Genomic DNA, 22,717 nt, shown 5'->3' on the forward strand with positions numbered 1-22,717 from the left:
AGCCTCCTTCCGTTACTTGCCTTCCCGCAGCTGATTGACATTGAGCGGTTGGTTGCTTAGGCCCACATTGGTTATCGTAATATCCGCAGAGACCTCCAGTTTAATTTCGGAAAATACGGCATCCCAATCCTTCTTCCACGTACGCCACTCTTTGCGGTATTTCCGATGAGCCATATCCGCAAAGCCTACGGCATCCGTTTGAAGCTTCTGAATCGCCTTCCAGCCTGAATCGGCATAGCGCAAAATTTCCTGTTCGATTGCCTTCTCCATTTGCGCAATAACCTCCGGTTTATAAAAATCAACGGAAGCGCAATCGGATTGCGTGAGCACAGCGCTGCCTTTGATATGCACTTTTACATTCATATGCCCGTCTTTTAGCGATGGTTTTTGCTCGGTATTAGAAGGTCCTACGACGACGGTCAAATTATTGGCTTGATCGCCGGGACAAGCCAACGTCAGCACCGTATTTTTCACGTCATTTCGGATAAAGGCAACGCCTAGCGCCTCCTTTCGGGACAACCAGCCTACCATTCTGTCCTTCTTGAGCACGGCAACTCTGCCCAGCTTTATTTTCGCCGGCAAGGTTGTGCTCTCGAATACTTTCAAGGAGGAAGCATCCGACTTTCCCGAAACATAAACTTCCGGCAGCAGCGCGCTTGCGGAATCGCTAGCCAAATTCATAGCCAGTTGATACATCTTCACCTCGGGAAGCACGGAGGTATGCTTGGCTTCCAAAATATTGATTTCCCTTATGCCGTCGCCTGAAATTTTCTGGATTTGCATCATTTGCTCCAATATCTTTCGTGAGCTGCCTGGCGTAACGAGCACATCTACCGTTTCACGGGCATCCGTATTGCGCAAATAAACATCCAGCATCGGATTTAGTCCGCGTCTTGCCGTCTCTTCGCTAACGATGAGGACACGGTTATGGGCAAAATAAAGCTTGCGCGGGCTCTCGAAAAAACTTTTAGAATTGGCTTCCCTAATCGTTTTTCCAACCGTTGAGTAGACGTTGACTGGCGCGCCTGCCCCTCCGCCGGTTATCCCGATTCCCGAAGAAATGGAAGAAGGGATCACAACCTGGAAGGAGACGACCCAATCCTCCCCCTTCCGGTCAATCGAAGTGGCAGAGGTGATAGCCAGCTCATTAAGCTCAATCCTGTTCCAACAGCCCGAAAGCAGCACCGTGCAAAGAAAAAAAAGAATCCCCATAGCCAATATACGAGGATTTCTCATAAGCCAGCCTCCCCCGTACCTGATTTACGCCTCGTGAAGAGAAGAGCGCACCACAGAATGCAACATATACCGTAATTGCTAATTAGAAAAAACAAGCTCAGCGTCGTATAACTAAACTCGGCAACGACGATATTGCTGGGCCATGAGTACAAAGCCGTAGCCATGACCAGCGCACTTCCTGCAACGTACAAGCTAAGATGCGATTTCATTTTGAAAGTGTGCGAGAGGACATGGAAAAAACCGAAGAGGAAGACCGATACCTTCGCGAACATGGATGCCGTCCAAGCCGAAAGGAGCAGTACGTCTACACGTTCCACAAACTGGCCAATTTCAACCGTTCCGATGGCAGCAAAAGCAGGATAGGACAACGCGCCGATGATTTTCGTACCGAACACCGCTATCGTCACCGCTGTAATAAGCGTAACCATGATGCCAGCGAGCAGCGTTCCCCATACGGCGATGCGAATGACAGAGTCTTTTTTGTCCAAAAAGGGGACAAGCAGCAGCAGCGTTGCAATTTCCGAGAACCAGCCAAGGGGCATGATGCCTGCCGGAATATGTCGTACAGGCGCGACTTCAAGAATGGGGAGAAACTGCTTGAAGTCATACTGCTCCCATAACAATACAATGTTAATCGCGACGAACAGCAAAACTAACACCAATACGATAAAATGCACGCGTCCCATAGCTTCAATTCCTTGTGAAACCATATAGACTGACACGAGTACGATAATGCCTACCAGCATAAATAGAGGCGTATTCATCATAATTTGCTCAGACATATAATTCGCGAACTGCCTGATCATCGTCGCTGCGGTTATGAAATAATAAGCGCAAAGCACAAGCCCTATGACGAACGCTACCCATCTCCCGAAGCTGCTCTCCAACCAAGCCATCAGCGAAGCGCGATTATTGTGGCGCGCAACGCTACCGATAGCGTAGGCAAACAATAGACCAGCAGCGAGGGCCAGCAAAACGGTGATCCAGCCATCCTGTTTGGATATTTGGATCACATAGCTCGGGATAAACAAAATAGAGCTCGGAACAATCGCATTCACGACGATCGCTATCGCCTGCAGGTTCGAAATCCGCTGCTTCACTCGACATCACTGCCTTTCTTGTCGGAATCAGCATCCTTGTCCGTGAGGCTGCTAGGCTCCCCTTGACGCACACTCGGGTTCTGGTTGGGACCGGCCGGACGCTTATTCATCGCCCACCACGGAACCCTAATGAACACATCCTTTAAATTGCCCGGTACAAGGGGTGCTATCGGAGTCAAATAAGGAAGGCCGAATGAACGAAGCGCCGACAAATGAGTCAAAAGAAGCATCAATCCCGCTAAAATGCCGAACACGCCAAAGGTGCCTGCCAAAATCATCAAGGCAAACCGAATCAATCGTGCCGCCGTCCCCATATTGACAGACGGTATAACGAAGCTGGCAATGGCTGTAAAGGATACCACGATAACCATCGCAGCCGAAACCAACCCTGCTTGCACCGCAGATTGCCCGAGCACCAGAGCCCCGACGATCGAAATCGCGGGCCCGATGATTCGAGGCATCCTCACGCCAGCCTCCCTTAAAATTTCAAAGGTAATCTCCATAATCATCGCTTCGATAAGCGCCGGGAACGGCACCCCTTCCCGCTGGGCAGCAATGCTGATTAGCAGCTGGGTTGGCAGCATTTCCTGGTGAAAGGTCGTTATCGCAATATATAGAGACGGAAGGAGCATCGATGCAAAAAAAGATCCAAAACGAATAATCCGCAGAAAGGTTGCGATATCATACCGTTGATAATAATCCTCGCTGGACTGAAAAAATTTAACGAACGTGACTGGTGCGAGCAGCACAAACGGGGTTCCGTCAACAATGATCGCCACTTGTCCCTCCAGCAGCCCAGCCGCAACCGCATCTGGCCGCTCGGAATTTTGAAGCAGCGGAAACGGAGTAAAGGTTTTATCCTGAATAAACTCTTCAATATAACCGCTCTCCAAAATACTGTCCGTATCTATCGCATCTAACCTTCTTCGCACTTCCTGCACGACTTTTTCTTCGGCTATATTTTTCATAAAGACGACAGCGATCGTGGTGCGCGTCTGATGGCCGATGATGCGGTACTCCATCCGTAGATTCGTCGATTTAATTTTATTTCGAATAAGCGATGTGTTGGTATGGAGGCTCTCCGTAAAGCCTTCTTTGGGTCCGCGGACTACGGTCTGCGTACTTGGTTCCTCCACCCCTCGCCTGTCCACTCCGCAAGTATAAGCAGCAATCGCTTCAACCGATCCGTCTACCATGACGACGGTGTTGCCTTCGAGCATGGCAAGCAGCACTTCATCAATACTCTCCAGCTTCTGGACGCCACCAATGGCTAACGAGCGGTACATCAAGGTTTGAAAAGCGGACTCTTCCTCTTGCCCTTCACTGCCAAGCGGCGGTTCTGAAACGATGCTCATGACAAGCAAATTGACCACATTAGCATCTGTCATCCCGGCAATATAGAGCAATGCCGCCTTGCTGTTTTTATACAAATGCAGCTGCCTGATGATGATATCGGGCTCTGTTCCCAGCTCCTCGGTGACCATCTTAATATTTTGTTGCAGCTCTTTAGATAAGGGCGTAAGCTCCTTTGCGTCGGCGTCAATGCTGATTTTAAGCTCTTTTTTCATTCCGTAAGCACCTTTTCGTTCCGCCTCCTTCTGATAACCGCCAGCATGAGCAGAACCACCGGCACTACGATTTGAAAGAGCGGAAAGTGATATTTCACATTATATTGGAAGCCCAGCCACACCTGCTCCATATAGTTCCTGAACATAAAGGACCCGAAATAAATGACGGCGCCAACGATTATAATGATGTGCTTGCTTGGCAGCTTAATGAACTTTGACAAGGCAAGCACCGCACCAAAATAATAGGCAGTCAATTTAAAAAATACGCCTGTAAACAGCAGCAGCGCTACAAATGGATCAATTCGCTCCAAAAACTGTGAAAATTCAATCAGGTTGGTTAACTGCATGAGCGGAATGGCTACGGTCCCCGCCAGATTTCCCAAGCCTGCATAAATAAATATATTGGTAATGGTGATAAAGCATCCAGAGAACAAATAACATTTGACCGTCAAGCTCGTCATTTTGCCATCCTTTGCAGCGTGCTTCCAAAACATTAAAAAAAGAATCAACTCACCAAACGGAAAAGAAATAAGCTCAGGAAAAGCCGCACGCCAAACGGTTGAAAAGCCATCATCGAAAATCGGGGTCAAATTTTCAAGATGAAGCAAACCAGATCCTGCGATAAGTGTAAAGAGGATGATATAGATACCAATCACTATAGGTAAAATGGCCTCTGCCATTCGAAAAAAAACGTCCAAGCCATGGAAGACCGTATAGACTGCAAGCAGGCATATGATCAGCATTAACGCTGCCAACGGCGTTTGCGGCAGCAAATACATGATCATCAAATCTCCAAACTCTCGTACATTGCGAATCGATTCGTAGCAAAAGAATAAGACGTATGATATACAAATGACGAATCCTATCGGCTTACCTAGTAGCTCGAATATCATTTCGATCAAGTCCTTATCAGGCATTAGCCTAAATAAAGCAAGGTTTACGCCGCACAACAAAATCAAGCCGCACAGCATACCAACAAAAACCGCGATCCATGCGTCCTTAGCGGCATCGCTCGCAAGCAAAAACAAAGAGGAGCTTCCAATCAAAAACAACACGATCATAGATCCAAGCTGATTCAGACTTATGCGCTCCAACTCCACCCCGCCTTTACTCCTAGCCGCTTCATGCGCTGTAAACATTATTTTCCCTAATTTTCCGAAAACTATGCACTTAGGTTAAGAGAAACTGGCGTCTTCCATTTATAAACTAAAAAGAGGCTGATCCGCGTCTACTTAGACGCAAATCAGCCTCTTCTCCTCATTATGCCGGCGCATGGTGCTTGCGGCCAGGAATTTCACCGGTCGCTTCAAACACACGCACAATTTCATCAATTTCCTTCTTCAGCTCATTCAGCAGCTCAGCCTCAGGCACCTTGCGAATGAGCTCTCCATAACGGAACAGCATCCCTTCGCCTCTTGCGCCTGCAATGCCGATATCCGCTTCCCGAGCCTCGCCCGGACCGTTAACCGCACAGCCAAGCACAGACACCTTAATAGGCACTTTTATCTTGGCAATGTAATCTTCTACCTCGTTAGCAATTGAGAATAGATCGATATCCAATCGGCCGCAAGTCGGACAAGATACCAGCGTAGCCGCATTTGTAATCAAACCAAACGTCTTCAGCAATTCGCGGGCAACTTTAACCTCTTCAACCGTGTCGGCACTCAAGCTAATTCTAAGCGTGTTGCCGATGCCTAGCGCAAGCAGCGCCCCGATGCCGGCCGAGCTCTTGATTGTGCCCGTGTGCAGCGTCCCAGCCTCTGTGATTCCCAGATGGAGAGGGTATTTAATGACTTTGGCTGCCATGGTGTATGCTGCAATCGCCATAGGCACATCCGATGCTTTAAGAGATACGATAATATCGTGAAAATCAAGCTCTTCGAGAATTCCAATATGGAACAACGCACTTTCTACCATGGCTTCAGGCGTTGGATAACCGTATTTCTCTAAAAGATGGTTTTCCAATGAACCAGCGTTTACGCCAATCCGGATAGGAATCCCTTTTTCCTTACAAGCCTTTACAACGGCTTCTACCCGCTCCCGGCGGCCAATATTGCCCGGATTAATCCGAACTTTATCAATGCCGTTCTCGATGGCTAACAGAGCAAGTCGATAGTCAAAATGAATATCCGCAACGAGCGGGATATGAATGCGTTTCTTAATCTCTTTAATCGCTTCTGCAGCTTCCTTGTTGTTGACCGTAACCCGCACAAGCTGGCAGCCGGCTTCCTCAAGACCCAATATCTCGGCAACGGTCGCTTCGACATCCGCCGTCTTGGTTGTGCACATGCTTTGAATAAGCACTTCATTGCTGCCGCCAATCGTAAGATTGCCGACTTTGACCGGTACCGTATCTTGACGTAAGTACATATGCTTATCTCTCCCATTAACGTCAAAGTCCACCCTTTGACTGGCGGCAAAAAACCGCACGGCTGGGTGGAAACAATGACGGTAGTCAAGCGCAAACGACTGCCGCCATGATGAAGGGGCGGCTGCCGTTTCGCGGTGAAATATAAGCCGTGCTATAAGAGCAATCCTATAGCCTCTTATATTCGAGCGCGGGTTTACGCACTCTCTTCCTTTTTCTTGCTTTTCTTAGCTGTAAGCTCCGGCATGATTTTTTCCTGAACCGTCTGCTCTGTAATCAAGCAGGTGCTAAGATCATCGCGCGATGGCACTTCGTACATGACCTCAAGCATGATGCTTTCGATGATGGCACGAAGTCCCCGGGCTCCCGTATTGCGCTTGATTGCTTCTTTGGCGATCGCATCCAAAGCGGCCGGTTCGAAATCAAGCTTGACGTTGTCCATCTCAAGGAGCTTCTGGTACTGCTTAACAAGAGCATTCTTCGGCTCGGACAAGATCCGAACAAGCGCTGGCTCATCAAGCGGCTCCAAAGTCGAAATGATTGGCAAACGACCAACAAACTCCGGAATTAGTCCGAATTTCAGCAGATCCTCTGGCAGTACCATCGTGAGGTATTCGCCCGCTTTCAGATCCTTCTGCAATTCGCCTGTCGAGCTAAAACCAATGACCTTCTTGCCAATCCGGCGTTTAATCAATGACTCTAGGCCATCGAACGCACCGCCGCAAATGAACAAGATGTTGGTTGTATCGATTTGAATGAATTCTTGGTGCGGATGCTTGCGTCCGCCTTGCGGCGGAACAGAAGCTACTGTACCTTCAAGAATTTTCAATAGCGCTTGCTGAACGCCTTCGCCAGAAACATCACGCGTGATTGAAGGGTTTTCTGATTTGCGGGCAACTTTATCGATCTCATCGATATAGATAATTCCGCGTTCAGCCTTCTCAACGTCGTAATCCGCTGCTTGAATCAGCTTCAGCAAAATGTTCTCAACGTCCTCGCCGACATAACCCGCTTCCGTCAGCGAAGTTGCATCTGCAATGGCAAAAGGTACGTTCAAAATTTTAGCCATCGTTTGCGCAAGCAAGGTTTTGCCTGATCCCGTAGGACCTAACAGCAAAATATTGCTCTTTTGCAATTCGACGTCTTCAATTTTGCTTCCGGAGTTGATCCGTTTGTAATGGTTATATACCGCTACAGACAACGATTTTTTCGCAAATTCCTGACCGATAACATAAGAATCCAAAATAGCGCGGATATCTTTCGGCTTCGGAATATCCTTCAGATCAAGCTCTTCCTCATTGCCGAGTTCTTCCTCAACAATTTCGGTGCACAACTCGATACATTCATCGCATATATAGACGCCGGGACCGGCAACCAATTTACGTACTTGATCCTGCGATTTGCCGCAGAACGAACATTTCAACTGGCCTTTTTCGTCGTTGAATTTAAACATGTAATCACCCCTTCGATTAAATCGTCGATACCGGTGCTGTAATCACCTTGTCAATCAAACCGTAGGCAAGAGCCTCTTCCGCGCTCATGAAATTGTCACGGTCGGTATCGCGGTCGATTTTGTCATAAGGCTGGCCGGTGCGATCTACGTAAATTTGGTTCAGCTTTTGTTTGGTTTTCAAAATCCAGTCCGCATGGATCTTGATATCGGATGCTTGACCTCGAACGCCGCCAAGCGGCTGATGGATCATAACTTCCGCATTAGGGAGCGCGAACCGCTTGCCTTTGGCGCCGGCGGTAAGAAGAAGCGAGCCCATGCTTGCTGCCATGCCCATGCAAATCGTGGACACTTCAGGCTTAATATATTGCATCGTATCAAAAATACCCATTCCCGCGGTCACGGAGCCGCCAGGAGAGTTAATGTACAGATGTATGTCTTTCTCTGGGTCGTCGGCCGCCAGAAACAGCAGCTGTGCAATGATGGAGTTTGCTACATCATCATCGATTGCGCTCCCAAGGAAAATAATGCGGTCCTTCAGCAAACGGGAGTAAATATCGTAAGAACGTTCCCCGCGATTCGTTTGTTCGACTACGATCGGTACTAGATTCATGCGACCAACCTCTTTTCGTTTATGACTTTGGTTACTTACTTATTGTAACACGTCGTTGTTATGATGTCATTTTTCCAAGTACTAACAGTATACGACGACGGCCGTTCGATATGTACGGAGTTTAACCTCCAAGGCAAACACATTTCATATGTAGGGTCAAAATAAGGCACGTACCAATGACGTGCCTTATCCTGAGTCAAACCATTTATTTAATTATGCTTATGTGACCGATTATACAGTCTTGCTGTTTTCAAGCAAGAATTTGATTGTTTTGCGAAGCGAGATATCTTCTTTCAAGCTGTTCAAGTTGCCGTTTTTCTCGAAAATGTCGCGCAGCTCTTCCGTAGGACGGTTGTAAGATTTGGACAGCTTCTCAAGCTCTTCGTTCAAATCTTCGTCGCCAGCAACGATGCCTTCTGCTTTAGCAATTGCATCAAGCACAAGGTTGTTGCGAACGCGTTTCTCTGCGTCTACGCGCATTTGATCGCGAAGAACCGATTCGCTTTGGCCGGAGAACTGGAAGTAAAGCTCCATGTTCATTCCTTGCATTTTCAAACGGTTTTCGAAATCTTTGAGCATGTAATCAATTTCAGTAGCGATCATCGGCTCAGGAATTTCAACGTCTGCAGCTGCTGTAGCTTTGTCAACTACCGCTGTTTCACGAGCTTGCTCGCCTTCTTGGTCCTTGCGCTCTTTCAATTTCCCTACAAGATCTTGCTTGTACTCTTCAAGCGTATCGAATTCGCTAACATCTTTGGCGAACTCATCGTCCAAAGCTGGTAGGCTCTTACGTTTGATTTCGTGCAGCTTCACTTTGAACACCGCTGGTTTGCCAGCAAGGTGCTCTGCGTGGTAAGCCTCTGGGAACGTTACTTCAACGTCTTTGAAGTCGCCGATTTGCATGCCGACTACTTGCTCTTCGAAGCCTGGGATGAACGAGTTGGAACCAAGCTCCAGTGAATAACGCTCGCCTGCTCCGCCTTCGAATGCTTCGCCGTCTACATAACCGTCGAAGTCGATAACGGTGATGTCGCCGTTTTCTGCAGCGCCTTCCTCAACTACGGAAAGCTCAGCATGGCGCTGCTGCAAACGCTCCAGCTCAGCTGCGGTTTCTTCTTCGGTAACTTCGGATACAACGGCTTCAACTTCCAAGCCTTTGTATTCGCCAAGCGTAACTTCCGGCTTAACGATCACTTTTGCTTTGAACTTGAACGTTTCGCCTTTTGCGAATTGCTCAACATCGATCTCAGGACGGTCAACCGGCTCAAGATCATGCTCTTTTACTGCATCGGAATAAGCATCTGGAAGCAAGATGTCAATGGCATCTTGATACAGGCTTTCAATTCCGAAACGGGATTCGAAAATGCCGCGCGGCACTTTACCTTTACGGAATCCAGGTACGTTTACTTTTTGAACGACTTTCTTAAATGCTTGATCAAGAGCGACAGTGACTTTCTCCGCTTCAACCTCCACGTCGATCGACACGATGTTCTTGTCTATTTTTTCCCAAGTTGCTTTCATTTTATGCCTTCCCCTCCGAAAATGCTCATGCATCAGTAGTTATCACGTTTCATAAACCATTCTATTATAAACAAGCTGGGCCAGATTATCAAGACTCTGGTTCATCATCGCCCGTTTGCTGCAGGACAGCCACCTGCCTGAGCGCCTTGCACGCTTGTTCATAACGGAACCTTAAACCTTCGGTAATGCCGTATGTATCACGAATATCGTCATCGTTCGCCGAGCCGTAAACGGTAAGAAGCAGCGTCAAATGCAGCGCAGCCGCAAAATAGTCAACTGTATCCTCGTCTTCCCTCAGCATCCAATGATAAGCAGCCGTACCATACAAAAACTGCAAACTTTCCTTCCAAAGCTCTCTGGCAAAATGCGGCAAGGTCGGATCATCAACCTCAGCAACCTGCTCCGTCCGCTCCAATATCCGATTGACCGGCGATGGAAAATCGTCCATAGAAAGGGGCGTGGCGTCTAGCTCAAGCTCTACGGTCTCTCCCAGCCTCTCAAGCACCAGCGAGCCTTCCGCCCCCCGCTTGCGGAGGCATTGAAGCGCCTTAAACTGAACGACCGGGTGAACCTGCTGGGTAGCCAGCCAGTTCCTGATCGATTCATTCAGATCCGAAGATTGAATATAAGCAGCGCGTTCAAGGGCAAGTATTTGCTGATCGATCATCGGATGATTTTGCATAATGTAGATCACCTGATTTACGTAGGCTTCGTCCTGATCGGGAGGATTCAGCAGCTGCTCGCGTATCGCAGCTTCATCCTCTTCCTTATCAGGCGCCGCCACGAGAAAACCGGTGCCGTCCCCACTATGTCCGTCCTCAGGGAAAGCCATGTCGAGCCATGTCAGAAGGCTGTCCCATTCTTCATAATGGCGCGCATCCTCGCCCTGGCATTGCAGCAAAAAGCGCAGCAATCCCTTGGCCTCCCCGTATTGCTCCGCTTCTAGCATACGGGTTAACTGTACCTGATAATGGTCCAGCATGCTAGGGAACAAGTAAACGTTATCCTTGTTGTCGCCTTGTGTGTCATTGGGAGTCGTAATGATAACACCGCCTTATGGTCACGCCGTTTGTTGATTCGTTCAATCTTGCGATCGATTATACCATGTACAAGCAAAAGAAAAAACAAATGTCGCATATGAACCGATCATAAATGCTATTTTACAATAAAAACTGTAGAAATATAAAAAAGGGCTTGCAATAAAATTATTCCATGTGTTATATTATTTCTTGTGTCCCGGTAGCTCAGCTGGATAGAGCAACGCCCTTCTAAGGCGTCGGTCGGGAGTTCGAATCTCTTCCGGGACGCCATTAACACTTCCATTTAAGCCACCTTAACGGGTGGCTTTTTTGTTGTAAAGCTCACTAAATAATAAAGGTTGCTTTCCGTATAATGCCTCGGAGAGCAACCTTTTCTTCGTTATTCTCGCTTCGCTGCTTTTGAAGAAAGCAGCTTGCGATAGCCATATGCTGCGAGTGCAATCAATACTGCGCCAAGCAATACCGGCGTGATCAAAAAAGACCAACCAGCGCCGCCCAGCATGACAACAAGCGGATCAGCTCCCGCAGGAGGATGCACTGTCCGCGTGTACTGCATTAGAAGGATGGATAACCCAACGGAGAGCGCGAGCGACCAGATCGATGTCCCGAATAAATGAAGCATAACAAGACCTACCCCCGCGCTGATGACATGACCTCCTATGATGCTTCTTGCTTTGGCAAGCGGGCTATCCGGCAATATGAAAGCAATAACACAGCTGGCACCGAAAGGTGCCATGAGCAGCGAGATCGACATCACATCTCCTAGAAGCAATAGAATTGCAATGGCGATTGTTCCTCCAGCGGCTGCCGCAAGCGGCTTCCAATTCCATTTTACAGGCATTTGCCACACCCCATTTCTCTTTATAAGACCTCATGCTATCATAGGCATAACCATTTTAATATTGAATGTTTACGATATGATGCATTTCAATTCGAAATACCTAAGGGGTGAAGGCATGCTGGAGTCATGGGAAGGTCGGTTTTTCATTACGTTCGTTGCCGTATTGGAGGAGAAAAGCTTCAGCCGAGCCGCAAATCGGCTTGGATATGTGCAATCAACGATAACGTCGCATATCCGCCATTTGGAGAATGCGAGCGGCAAAAAGCTGTTTCACCGGCTGCCGCGCGGCGTGGAGCTAACGGAAGCCGGCATGCAGCTTGCTCCCTTTGCCTATCAATTCATTCAACTTGGGCAATCGCTTAAGGAAGCGCTGGAACCATCTGGTTCACCCTCAGGCATTGTGCGTATAGGGGCATTGGAGTCGTTTGCCATCTCCCATTTGCCGCGTTTCCTAACGGATTTTCTTCAACAATTTACGAAAATTAAGCTTCATTTAACCCCCGGCCTGCAAAATGATATTACTGCCCAGGTAGCAAACAGACGCATCGACCTTGGCATCGTGCCCAAGCCGCCTGACCGCGAGGATCTACGGTTCATGCCTCTATTGGAAGAGAAGCTCACGCTCATTTGCTCACCTGCCATATCTGAACGCTTCGAACGGCTCGGGTGGAGTTCCTTATACGACTGCGCCTTCATCAGCTTCGGAGATCATTGCATTTACCATACTTATGGGCGCTCCGTACTCGAGGAAGCTGATGTCACCCTTACAGATTACCTAACGTTCTCAAGCGTGGAATTAATGAAGCAAACGGTCGCCTGCGGTATGGGAATTGCTTTCGTGCCCGCTTCCAATATCGTTCAGGAGCTTGCTGCCGGGACGCTTGTCTCTTTACCCTACAGCCAGGATATCACCTTGACACACGGGATCATTACTCCTAAGTCCATTGAACCGAACGCTGCATCGCAGGCCTTTATTTTGAAGCTGAGAGCATATTTCTCAGAAGATTAAGTTTTTTCTAGAAAGAAAAAAGGGCGGTTTCTTGCGGTAAATAACCGTAAGAAACCGCCCCTTGTTTATTTAACGATGCCCAGTTGTTTAAACCGACAAGGTTGTTTGTTTTTCAGAAATAAATTGGAATAATTGCTCTGATTTCTCATCGGTAAGCTCGCCGCTGTTATCAAAGATATGCACAGAGGAGCTCGGTATATCCCAGTTGATTTGCGGGACAAACTCGATCCTTTTCTCAAAATCGCCCCAATTATTCAGCTTCCACTGATCACGCTCGGTCTTTCTCCCAACAATGCGGTTCTTTTGCAGCTCCATATCTTGAAGGGTCACAACGACAACCTTCACATCTACCGTTTGCAGCGTCAAGCCTGCCGCTTCGACTACCTCTTCGATCCATTGCTTATTTTTCAGTTCAGCCGTGAAGGGAGAAATCATAAACACATTCTGTCCGGCAGCCAAATTTTCAATGCATACATCCTTGGCCGTATCGTATTCCAAATCCCGCAAATGTTTTTTGTAATACGCTGAATCACGATCTCTCTTATCAAAGCCGTTAAGCTCCAAGATAGCTTCAACAAATCTGCCGCCAATCGTATCCCGGTCCAAAAATGCTGCAGAAATGCGCTCCGCCAGCTTCCTTGCTACTGTTGTCTTGCCTGTGCCTGCGACTCCGACGAAAAAAACCAACTTTTGCAAAAGTAAAACCCTCCACTATTTTTTGTAGAAGTATATCACTTTTAAGATTGATTTAATAGATTAGAATGCCGCATGAAAATGAAAGCGCAGCACTATAGGATTCCAAAAAAAGATGCCTCGCAGCCCTTTCACTGACGAGACATCCTTCTTCGTTCTGAACCAGGTCAGAGAAGCTGCATCGATTCAATATGACGCTTGGTTTCATCTGTACCGTACTCATACAGCTTCTTGTAGACTTGCTGGATGAGTCCATCATATCCTGCATTGATTTGGCTGTCGCTTGCCGCGCCAAAAGGACTATGAGAGAAATGAAACATCTCTGCCTCATCCATACTGGAGAGCTCGTCAAACAGCTCGCGGAGCTTGATATGCTCCCTTTCATTTAAGCTGACCTCCAGCTCATAAGCTGCAGCTTGAGGGTCCTCTAATATTTGCCCTGCCTGAACCGATACGTAATAGGGCTTGCGTTCGCCGCCTGCTTCCAAATCTGCCAATACCCTCATGCCCCTTCCCTGCTTGCTTCACTTTTGCAGCTTCCTATAGCATCCCCTGATGGACAGACATTTTATCCCTTTTTTCGCATATAACTGATATTATCGCTACTTTGAGACCAGCAAAAGAGAGGAATGAGATCGATGTGTGGAATTACCGGCTGGATCGATTGGAACCGTGATCTGACTAAGCATAGTGAGAGCTTAGAAACGATGACTGACACCCTTGCACCGCGCGGTCCCGACGCTTCCGGCACGTGGATATCAGCGCATTGCGCCCTGGGACATCGGCGTTTATCCGTCATTGACCCAGAGAACGGAGCTCAGCCGATGATCCGCCATACCGGTGACGACAAATTTGTCATTGTTTATAACGGTGAATTGTATAACGCGCTCGAGCTGCGCAAGGAATTGGAAAGCAGGGGCAGAGCTTTTACGACAAACTGCGACACTGAGGTTCTTCTGGTCGCCTATATGGAATGGGGCAAAGGCTGCGTTGAGCGTTTTAATGGTATTTTCGCATTTGCCATATGGGATGTTGCCGAGCAAGAGCTGTTCCTCGCACGCGACCGGCTTGGCGTAAAGCCGTTATTTTATAGCACGCAGGACGGTTTGTTTATATTCGGATCGGAGCAGAAAGCCGTACTCGCCCATCCAGCTGTACAGCCTGAGGTAGGCGCTGAAGGGCTTGCTGAAATTTTCATTCTGGGTCCCGCCCGCACGCCCGGCCATGGGGTATATAAGCAAATAAGCGAGCTGAGGCCAGGACGCTGCATAACGGTCAATCGCTCAGGCGTCAAGACGGTTACGTACTGGCAGCTTCAAAGCAGCCCCCACGGGCAGGATGTTGACGGCACCGCGGAACGTGTGCGCGAGCTGCTGCAGGATACGGTGGAACGCCAGCTCGTTTCCGACGTTCCGGTTTGCACATTGCTCTCGGGCGGCCTGGATTCCAGCGCTCTGACGACGCTTGCCGTGCAGTATTACAATGATAACGGCCAAGGAAATGTCCACACGTATTCGGTGGATTATACCGATAATGACAAGCATTTCAAAGCCCACGCCTTCCAGCCGAACAGCGATGCGCCATGGATCGAAAGAATGACCTCGCATCTGGGCACGGTTCATCATCCGATCCAATTCGATACGCCGGAGCTCGTAGGCGCATTAAGAGCAGCGACTCTGGCGCGGGATTTGCCCGGAATGGCCGATGTTGATGCTTCCTTGCTGCTCTTCTGCCATGAGATCAAGAAGGACGCCACGGTTGCTATATCAGGCGAGGCGGCGGATGAAATCTTCGGCGGCTATCCCTGGTTTCACCGAGAAGAGGCACTGAACGCAAATACGTTCCCATGGTCGCTCGCATCAGCGATGCGCGCAGACCTGCTTGCTCCCGACGTTGCTGCCTGGATCAAGCCGCTGGACTACATCGGAGACCGGTACGCGCAAGCGATAGCCGAGGTCCCGCATTTGGATGGCGAAAGCGAGCAGCTGCGCAAGATGCGGCAAATGTCTTATTTAAACATTACGCGCTTCATGCCTACGCTGCTGGACCGCAAAGACCGCATGAGCATGGCTGCTGGGCTTGAGGTGCGCGTTCCCTTTTGCGATCATCGCCTGGTGGAATACGTATGGAACATCCCTTGGGAAATTAAAACCTCGGGCGACCGGGAAAAAGGCATCTTGCGCAAGGCGCTGCGCGGCGTGCTTCCTGAGGATGTCCTGACACGCAAAAAGAGTCCGTACCCCAAAACGCATAATCCAAATTATTTGGCTGCCGTCAAAGGACTGCTGCTGGACGTGCTGAATGACCCAAGCTCCCCGCTCCTTCCATTGATTAATGTCAAAAAGGTTAGAGAGCTTGCGGAGTCCGATTCCGCCAAATCGAATATTCCTTGGTTCGGGCAATTGATGTCCGGCCCTCAGCTGTTTGCCTATTTGTATCAAGTCAACCTTTGGCTGAAGCAATATAAAGTAGTCATCGGCTGACGTTTTCCCTTCCATTATATAGGATGCCGCAAAAAAACACCCCCATGGCCGAGCCGGATAAACCGTCTCAGCCATGGGGGTGTTATATGTTCTTTTTATTCTATCATGCTTGCTCCAACTGTGGCAGCAAACGCTTCAAGGCTGCCCCGCGATGGCTGATCTGCTGCTTTTCTTCCTTGGACAGCTCGGCCATGCCACGGCTTAGCTCAGGCAGCCAAAACAATGGATCATAGCCGAAGCCACCCGTGCCATGCGGCAAATCGGTGATGACGCCATCGACCGTACCCTCCGCTTCAACGAACAGTCCAGTTGCCGGATCATACAGAGCTAACGCACATACGAACTGCGCATCGCTCAGCTTCTGCGAGCCATCGGGCAGCTGACCTAAATCAGCCAGCTTCTGGTTCTCCTGCAATTGTTTAAGCTCGCGGACCAGCTTGGCGTTATTATCGCTGTCCGAAGCTTTCTCGCCTGCATAGCGGGCGGAATATACGCCTGGTTCTCCGTTTAATGCAAAGACGCGCAGTCCTGAATCATCCGCAAGCACGGGGACACCCAGCGCATCGCCCGTCGTCTTTGCCTTAATGCGGGCGTTAGCCATAAACGTATCGCCGTCCTCGACAATGTCCGGGATTTGCGGATAATCGAGCAAGCTAGCGGTATTTTTGCCCAGCTTCTCAAGCGCGAATGCGAATTCCTTTACTTTTCCGGCATTTTTGGTAGCTACAACGATAACATCATGGGACAAAACTGAATGCTTAGCCATTGTTGCTAGCCTCCTATGCGGGCTGCGAGCGGTCCAAGCACTTCCTTCTGCTTGCCGATCAGCTCCGCGATGCCCGCTTCTCCAAGCGCAAGCAGTTGGTTAAGCTCTTCCCTCGAAAACGGAGCTTCCTCGCCTGTACCCTGTACCTCAACAAATTTGCCTCCGCCCGTCATAACAACGTTCATATCGACCTTGGCTTTGGAATCTTCCTCGTAATTTAGGTCAAGCAAGGCTTTCTCCTGAATAACACCAACGCTTACGGACGCCAAAAAATCAGTAATGGGGTATCTTGCGAACTGTACTTTTTCGGTCAGCTTGTTCACGGCGATTGCCAGAGCAATAAACGCGCCAGTGATCGACGTCGTACGAGTTCCTCCATCGGCTTGAATAACGTCGCAATCCAGCGTAATCGTCCGCTCTCCGAGCGCCTGCAAATCGACGACGGAGCGAAGGGCCCGCCCAATTAGGCGCTGAATCTCCATCGTCCGACCTGTGAGCTTGCCCTTGGCTGCTTCACGAATGTTCCGCGTGTGCGTTGCGCGTGGCAGCATCGCATACTCCGCATTAATCCACCCTTTTCCCTGTCCCTTCATGAAAGGAGGAACCCGCTCTTCAATACTTGCTGTACAGATGACCTTCGTCTCTCCTACTTCAATAAGGACCGAGCCCTCCGCGTATTTATTCACACCTGTCGTTATCGTTACCGGCCGAAGCTGGTTCGGTTGCCGTCCGTCGTTTCTCATGCTCATTTCCTCCTGAGTCAAACATTGTATTATTAGAAAAATGCTCCATCCCATCCAACAATCCTTCCTATTTTAACAAAGTAAAAGTCGAATTGCATCTGTAGGCCTATAAAAAGAAAAAAACCGCCCAAAGGAATCTCCTTTGGAACGGCTTCTTCTTTTCTATTGATGTGATGATGTCAGGATTTGATGGCATTTACATGGTGCGGTCTGCCTACCGGCTCGCTGTAGGAATTGTTATTCAAGTCTACGACATTCGACTCGCCGTTTACTTTAATCTGTACCGATGTCGCATCCGAATTTTCCGTCACCGACAGCACAAGCGCCTGCAGCATTTCTGTCGGAAGCTTTTCGCCGCCTAGATAGCCCTCATCCTCCAAATCCACTGTAACGACATCTCCGTCCTGCACAATGTTTTTCACTTGTACGTCAGGGAGAATGACGCTGGTAAGTTCTTTTTTGTTAAGCGGACCCGAGATAAGCTGTTCAAGTGCCGCTTGGGTAGGCGAAGACGAACGGGCAACAAGACGAGTGACCGGAACATAATACTGCTCGTCGCTTAACGTCTGTGCCGAGAAATAGAGCGTAACCGGCGTCGACTGTGCGTAATTCACACCTTCGGCAGCTTCAATGTTAATCCCAACTGCGCGAGTCAATTTATCGTCAAGCGGGAAGCCATCTTGAGGCATCTCGGGTAGCTTCGCCCCTTCATACCAGATTTCAACCCCTTCAATTCCTGTCATAGCGGTTAGTGTCCATGTGATTGCCTCTACGATCGTTCTCTCATCTTGTGGGTTATAGCTGGCAAAGGGCTCCGAAAACTCAACGGTGGCAAGCTTTTGTTCCTTGTCATATTTATACGATTTAATTTGTGTTCCTTGCGGAATCACCGCGCGGAAATCCTCAGGCAGCTGGCTCGCGTACGCTCCATTCTCTACCATCATTTCAAGTGCTTTTTGGGCAGCTACTTCATTTGTGCCCAGTGTTGTTTGCAGGGAGATTGGAGCTAGATAGCCATTACGATCCTCCAAATATACCGTCATTTGCGTATCTCCGCCGGGAAGCACAGCCTGTCCGGTTTCTGCGCCGTCCACGCCTTCCTTTACCTCAACCTGCGGCGGATCGATTGACTTGCTTGTCTCTTGCGAGAACAACCCGCAGCCAGCGGTAAGAATGGGCAGAACCAACACTCCAGAAAGAACAGCACCCCTAATCCATCTTTTTTGAACCATATTGACCTTTCCTCCCTAATCAAGTTTTGCCTGGCGGCTTTGTACAACTCCTTATTTGTAGTACTATGTATACGAGCCCTTCCCTTTTTTAGACCAGTTTTGTCCATAAAATCCTAAGGGGGAATAAAAACATGTCCAATCCCGAAATTTATAGCCTAAACAGCCGCAAAGTGGCCGAGGCGACAGACGAATGGCTCCTCAAACGCGGAGTAACGAAGCTGGCTATCGCCGAGCTTGTGCATTTTTTGCAAAAAGACTATTTCCCTGGCTTAACGCCTGAGGATTGCATCGTCCATATTGATGCCGTCCTATCGAAGCGCGAGGTGCAAAACGCCGTATTGACCGGCATCCAGCTCGATATTCTCGCCGAGGAAGGCAAGCTAATGGCTCCGCTGCAGGATATGATCAAGCACGACGAGAGCCTTTATGGATGCGATGAAATTTTGGCATTGTCCATTGTCAATGTGTATGGCAGCATCGGGTTTACGAATTTCGGTTATGTCGATAAGCTGAAGCCCGGCATTCTCGTTAAGCTCAACGACAAAGCCGACGGTGAAATCCATACGTTCTTGGACGATATCGTTGGAGCTATCGCAGCATCGGCTGCAAGCCGGATGGCCCATCGCAGACAAGCAGAGCGCGAAGGCGTTACACAGCCTCCGCTGGATTAGCTAGAAACCCATGCGAAGCAGGCACTGCTTCGCAAACCCTAAGCTTATGCTTTCGAGGCAGGCTTTGCTTCGCAAGCCCTAAGCTTATGCTTTCGAAGCTGGCTTTGCTTCGCAAACCCTAAGCTAGTGCTTTCGAAGCTGGCTTTGCTTCGCAAACCCTAAGCTGATGCTTTCGAAGCAGGCTTTGCTTCGCAAACCCTTTAGGAGGTTCATTTCATGAATTATGACATTTTCTATAAAGGCGCCTTCGCGATGCTTAAGGTCAGGTTGAATCCTGGCGAGAGCGTCAAGGCTGAAATGGGAGCCATGGTATCCATGTCGCCAAGCATCGACCTAAAAGGAACGACCGATGGCGGCTTCATGCGGGGACTAGGCAGAATGCTGAGCGGGGAAACGTTCTTTTTCCAAGAAATGACGGCGGTAAGAGGCGGGGGCGAGGTTCAGCTCGCTCCTCCTTCCCTTGGGGATATCGAAGCGATTGAGCTGGACGGCTCTTATAAGCTGTATGTACAAAAAGATGGATTCCTCGCAGGCACGAGCGGTATTGAGGTTAACACAAAAATGCAAAATCTCAGTAGAGGACTTCTCTCCGGAGAAGGTTTTTTTATCGTGGAAATTAGCGGCAAAGGTACCGTCTTCCTGTCTTCCTATGGCGCGATCCATGCGGTGAACCTGGGTCCAGGGGAAGAAGTAATCATCGATAACGGCCATCTGGTCGCTTGGCCTGGCTATATGAATTATACGATAGAAAAAGCAGCCAAGGGCTGGCTCTCCAGTATTACGAGCGGCGAGGGACTCGTCTGCCGCTTCCGCGGAGAAGGCGTCGTTCTAATCCAAACCCGCAATCCGGCAAGCTTCGGTTCATGGCTGAAAAAGTTCATTCCGGGCGGTAACTAGCAGGATACTTTAGCAATTTCCCCTACAATCATTGGCATCTTCAATAGCAATAGCAATAATAGCTTACCAAGGATTACGTTGACTGTTACCGCTTTTTTCAAAAAATTCTTGGAGTAACTCGCAAGCAGGACAATTTCTCTAAAAAAATCGTCCTGCTCGCGGTCACCTCATATTGTTTATCGCTTCATTCCATCCCCCCTCCTATACCCACTCTTTAAACCTTGCTCAACATCAGCTTTGCTTAAGTTGGTCTATTCTAATATCTGCTTCTGCCCTTACAATTTCATCTATTGCTTTATTTCAGAAGAACTTAGGTTGATAACAAAATGAGCTGCAATTCCTCTTTTTCGAGAAGCCAACTCCCGGTACGAATAGCTTTTATCAGGAATTTCTCCCGCTAAATTAGCGTTATTTGTTGGGTATAAGAGATAACGGGAATTTGTCCCGTTAAATTCAACGTTTCTAGCCGTATTGGGCAACTTGACCTGAATTAGCGGGAGAAAATCCTGCTAAACAAACTAAAACCTTTAAATGCTCAAAAATAGCGGTACAAATTCCATCTATTTCAAATGGGGAGGCGTTCAATTTGTTCATACCATACAAAGGTTGACAATATGAAGGATAACGAGAGAAGGTTTAGAAACCTAACCATTCCCCTTCCATTCAAAGCAACAAATCAAGAATTAAGTTAAAACAGCCAAGGTGAAACGGCTGTCTCCGTCCTCTGGTGGCGCAACGCGTTTCATTCCGAGAAATATAGAGAATGTATAGTCTAAGGATATACTTTCCTATATTCCAAAGAAAAGGCTGTCCCTTCAAGTCACAATGACCTTCGGGACAGCCACATTCAAGCATTGAAAAGAAAACAAACCTTCTGCATTCAATCTGTTGTCCTTCAAAAAAGTTTTATCCGTCTAGTAAATTACTTATCGTTTATTGAGCTTTTATCCAGCAAGTAAGTCACTTTTCGTTCAACGACCTTCTATCCAACAAGTAAATCATTTTCGTTCAATGAATCTTAATTCGGCAATTAAATTACTTATCGTTCAATGGTCTTTTATTCAGCAAGCAAGTCACTTTACATTCAATGAACTCTAATCCAGCAAGTAAACCACTTTCTTCTAATGACCTTTTATCCTGCAAGTAAATAACTTTCGTTCAACCACCTCTAACCCGGTAAGCAAATCACTTATCATTCATTGAGCTTTTATCCAGCAAGTAAACCACTTTTCATCTAATGACCTTTTATCCAGCAAACAAATCACTTTTCATTCAAAAAGGTTTTGTTCGGCAAGTAGTGGAGCGCGCGGACGAATCGCACGGTTTTGGTCTTGGCGCGCATGACGATGGAATGGGTCTCGGCCCGCTGATCGGGGAAATACTGCACTCCCCCGAGAAACTCGCCAGGCGTCACGCCAGTGGCTGCAAAGTAAACGTCGCCGGTTCCGATCATATCCTCCATCGTCAGCACCCGATATGGGTCTTCGATGCCCATTTGCACACAACGATTGTACTCATTGCCGTCAGCAGGCATCAGGCGGGCCTGCAGTTCGCCTCCCAAGCACTTTAAGGCTGCTGCAGCAATAACACCCTCAGGTGCGCCGCCCGAGCCCACGTAGAGGTCAATCCCGGCCTCAGGGAAGGCGGGAGCCATCGCTCCCGCGACGTCCCCGTCAGACAAAAACTTTATCCGAACGCCAACCTTTCTCAAAACCTTCACAATCGCTTCATGGCGCGTGCGATCCAGAATCATTACCGTCAAATCCGATACCTTCTTATTTAACGCCTCTGCCGCTTTACGAAGCGTGACATCCATGGGATCCGTTATGCTTAGCTTGCCTACCAGCGCGGGTCCGAAGGCCAGTTTCTCCATATACATATCCGGAGCGTGAAGCAGCTGCCCTTTGCCGGCTACAGCCAAAACGGACATGGCGTTGTTCAGCCCTTTCGCCACAATCTCCGTACCCTCAAGCGGATCAACTGCTACATCAACCTCAGGCCCATTCAAGCTGCCGACTTCTTCACCGATATAGAGCATCGGAGCTTCGTCCATTTCCCCTTCACCAATAACGACGGTGCCCCGAATGGATACGGAATCGAACATCGAGCGCATGGCCGATGTCGCTGCTCCGTCGGCGCTATTCTTATCGCCTCTCCCCATCCATGGCGCGGATGCGAGTGCCGCCAGCTCCGTAACCCGTACAAGCTCTAATGCCAATTCTCTCTCCATTTTCAAGTCTCCCTCTGCTCTCGTATGACGGAACCATTCATTAGTACACCTGTTAATTTCATTTCCGTTATTTAATATGTATCATATATTTATATATGTCGCAATATATATTTCATTTTCTTCATTAAATCATCATTATTAGTCTTACTCATTTACACAAAGGATCTTATTCGTCCAATAGGATAACAAAAAGAGCGTCCGAACAGGCATTTCACCTGCACACGGACACTCTTTTAACGTTTAAGGATGTTATAAA

The 22,717-nt window shown here is 48.5% G+C and carries 20 protein-coding genes and 1 tRNA gene; 5 read left to right on the forward strand and 16 right to left on the reverse strand.

The features are described 5' to 3' along the window. Positions 1 to 12 precede the first annotated feature (12 nt). From FJQ58_RS03285 to FJQ58_RS03325, 9 genes are all read right to left on the reverse strand, one after another. A complete protein-coding gene (locus tag FJQ58_RS03285) occupies positions 13 to 1,236 on the reverse strand; it encodes a Ger(x)C family spore germination protein (protein WP_139991003.1) in 1,224 nt (407 codons plus the stop codon). Next, entirely contained in the window at positions 1,233 to 2,336 is a 1,104-nt protein-coding gene (locus FJQ58_RS03290) for a GerAB/ArcD/ProY family transporter (RefSeq protein ID WP_139991004.1), read from the reverse strand. The genes FJQ58_RS03285 and FJQ58_RS03290 overlap by 4 nt, the downstream gene beginning before the upstream one ends. Continuing rightward, a complete protein-coding gene (locus FJQ58_RS03295) occupies positions 2,333 to 3,904 on the reverse strand; it encodes a spore germination protein (RefSeq protein WP_139991005.1) in 1,572 nt (523 codons plus the stop codon). The genes FJQ58_RS03290 and FJQ58_RS03295 overlap by 4 nt, the downstream gene beginning before the upstream one ends. Then, complete coding sequence (locus tag FJQ58_RS03300; protein ID WP_162341275.1) at positions 3,901 to 4,998, reverse strand: GerAB/ArcD/ProY family transporter; 1,098 nt, start codon at positions 4,996 to 4,998, stop codon at positions 3,901 to 3,903. Before FJQ58_RS03300 ends, FJQ58_RS03295 begins: the two co-directional genes overlap by 4 nt. A gap of 166 nt (positions 4,999 to 5,164) precedes the next feature. Then, positions 5,165 to 6,274 carry a flavodoxin-dependent (E)-4-hydroxy-3-methylbut-2-enyl-diphosphate synthase gene (gene ispG, locus FJQ58_RS03305; RefSeq protein WP_139991007.1) on the reverse strand — a complete coding sequence of 370 codons (1,110 nt, stop codon included), beginning with the start codon at positions 6,272 to 6,274 and terminating at the stop codon, positions 5,165 to 5,167. 194 nt (positions 6,275 to 6,468) lie between these two features. Beyond that, positions 6,469 to 7,725 carry an ATP-dependent protease ATP-binding subunit ClpX gene (clpX, locus tag FJQ58_RS03310; protein WP_076271649.1) on the reverse strand — a complete coding sequence of 419 codons (1,257 nt, stop codon included), beginning with the start codon at positions 7,723 to 7,725 and terminating at the stop codon, positions 6,469 to 6,471. A gap of 16 nt (positions 7,726 to 7,741) precedes the next feature. Continuing rightward, positions 7,742 to 8,335, reverse strand: a complete 594-nt coding sequence (clpP, locus tag FJQ58_RS03315) for an ATP-dependent Clp endopeptidase proteolytic subunit ClpP (protein ID WP_139991008.1) — start codon at positions 8,333 to 8,335, stop codon at positions 7,742 to 7,744. A gap of 231 nt (positions 8,336 to 8,566) precedes the next feature. Continuing rightward, a complete protein-coding gene (gene tig / locus FJQ58_RS03320; protein ID WP_139991009.1) occupies positions 8,567 to 9,856 on the reverse strand; it encodes a trigger factor in 1,290 nt (429 codons plus the stop codon). Positions 9,857 to 9,944: 88 nt separating this feature from the next. Beyond that, entirely contained in the window at positions 9,945 to 10,850 is a 906-nt protein-coding gene (locus FJQ58_RS03325; protein WP_238403756.1) for a hypothetical protein, read from the reverse strand. 239 nt (positions 10,851 to 11,089) lie between these two features. Between FJQ58_RS03325 and FJQ58_RS03330 the strand changes: the two genes are divergently transcribed. Continuing rightward, positions 11,090 to 11,166: transfer RNA gene (locus tag FJQ58_RS03330), tRNA-Arg, on the forward strand. Positions 11,167 to 11,275: 109 nt separating this feature from the next. Here the strand turns inward: FJQ58_RS03330 and FJQ58_RS03335 are convergent. Then, the gene (locus FJQ58_RS03335) at positions 11,276 to 11,737 is read right to left on the reverse strand and encodes an HPP family protein (protein ID WP_139991010.1); all 462 of its coding nucleotides are present in this window, start codon (positions 11,735 to 11,737) and stop codon (positions 11,276 to 11,278) included. Positions 11,738 to 11,852: 115 nt separating this feature from the next. On the opposite strand from FJQ58_RS03335, the gene FJQ58_RS03340 reads away from it, so the two are divergent. Further along, the gene (locus FJQ58_RS03340; RefSeq protein WP_162341277.1) at positions 11,853 to 12,746 is read left to right on the forward strand and encodes a LysR family transcriptional regulator; all 894 of its coding nucleotides are present in this window, start codon (positions 11,853 to 11,855) and stop codon (positions 12,744 to 12,746) included. Positions 12,747 to 12,833: 87 nt separating this feature from the next. On the opposite strand, the gene FJQ58_RS03345 is transcribed toward FJQ58_RS03340, so the two are convergent. Together FJQ58_RS03345 and FJQ58_RS03350 are read right to left on the reverse strand one after the other, a co-directional pair. Then, entirely contained in the window at positions 12,834 to 13,442 is a 609-nt protein-coding gene (locus tag FJQ58_RS03345) for a P-loop nucleotide/nucleoside kinase family protein (RefSeq protein ID WP_139991012.1), read from the reverse strand. A gap of 164 nt (positions 13,443 to 13,606) precedes the next feature. Beyond that, positions 13,607 to 13,945: a hypothetical protein gene (locus FJQ58_RS03350; RefSeq protein WP_139991013.1), complete on the reverse strand. Its 339-nt coding sequence runs from the start codon at positions 13,943 to 13,945 to the stop codon at positions 13,607 to 13,609. A gap of 132 nt (positions 13,946 to 14,077) precedes the next feature. Here FJQ58_RS03350 and asnB point away from each other — a divergent pair, with 132 nt between their 5' ends. After that, on the forward strand, positions 14,078 to 15,922 hold the full coding sequence (gene asnB, locus FJQ58_RS03355; protein ID WP_139991014.1) for an asparagine synthase (glutamine-hydrolyzing): 1,845 nt from the start codon (positions 14,078 to 14,080) through the stop codon (positions 15,920 to 15,922). 103 nt (positions 15,923 to 16,025) lie between these two features. Here asnB and rdgB read toward each other — a convergent pair whose 3' ends face one another. The 3 genes from rdgB to FJQ58_RS03370 all read right to left on the reverse strand — a co-directional run bounded on the left by rdgB (position 16,026) and on the right by FJQ58_RS03370 (position 18,663). After that, positions 16,026 to 16,688, reverse strand: coding sequence for an RdgB/HAM1 family non-canonical purine NTP pyrophosphatase (gene rdgB, locus FJQ58_RS03360; protein WP_139991015.1), 663 nt, complete (start codon positions 16,686 to 16,688; stop codon positions 16,026 to 16,028). Between the two features lie 5 nt (positions 16,689 to 16,693). Continuing rightward, complete coding sequence (gene rph, locus FJQ58_RS03365; RefSeq protein ID WP_139991016.1) at positions 16,694 to 17,431, reverse strand: ribonuclease PH; 738 nt, start codon at positions 17,429 to 17,431, stop codon at positions 16,694 to 16,696. A 179-nt stretch (positions 17,432 to 17,610) separates the two neighbouring features. Then, a complete protein-coding gene (locus FJQ58_RS03370) occupies positions 17,611 to 18,663 on the reverse strand; it encodes a GerMN domain-containing protein (RefSeq protein WP_139991017.1) in 1,053 nt (350 codons plus the stop codon). A 131-nt stretch (positions 18,664 to 18,794) separates the two neighbouring features. Here FJQ58_RS03370 and FJQ58_RS03375 point away from each other — a divergent pair, with 131 nt between their 5' ends. Then, complete coding sequence (locus FJQ58_RS03375) at positions 18,795 to 19,334, forward strand: phosphatidylglycerophosphatase A family protein (RefSeq protein ID WP_139991018.1); 540 nt, start codon at positions 18,795 to 18,797, stop codon at positions 19,332 to 19,334. 216 nt (positions 19,335 to 19,550) lie between these two features. Further along, a complete protein-coding gene (locus FJQ58_RS03380) occupies positions 19,551 to 20,231 on the forward strand; it encodes a TIGR00266 family protein (protein WP_139991019.1) in 681 nt (226 codons plus the stop codon). 1,261 nt (positions 20,232 to 21,492) lie between these two features. Here FJQ58_RS03380 and glpX read toward each other — a convergent pair. Beyond that, complete coding sequence (gene glpX, locus FJQ58_RS03385) at positions 21,493 to 22,461, reverse strand: class II fructose-bisphosphatase (RefSeq protein WP_139991020.1); 969 nt, start codon at positions 22,459 to 22,461, stop codon at positions 21,493 to 21,495. Between the last annotated feature and the right edge of the window lie 256 nt (positions 22,462 to 22,717).

It is taken from the genome of Paenibacillus paridis (genome assembly GCF_006345825.1).
Classification (GTDB): Bacteria; Bacillota; Bacilli; order Paenibacillales; family Paenibacillaceae; genus Pristimantibacillus; species Pristimantibacillus paridis.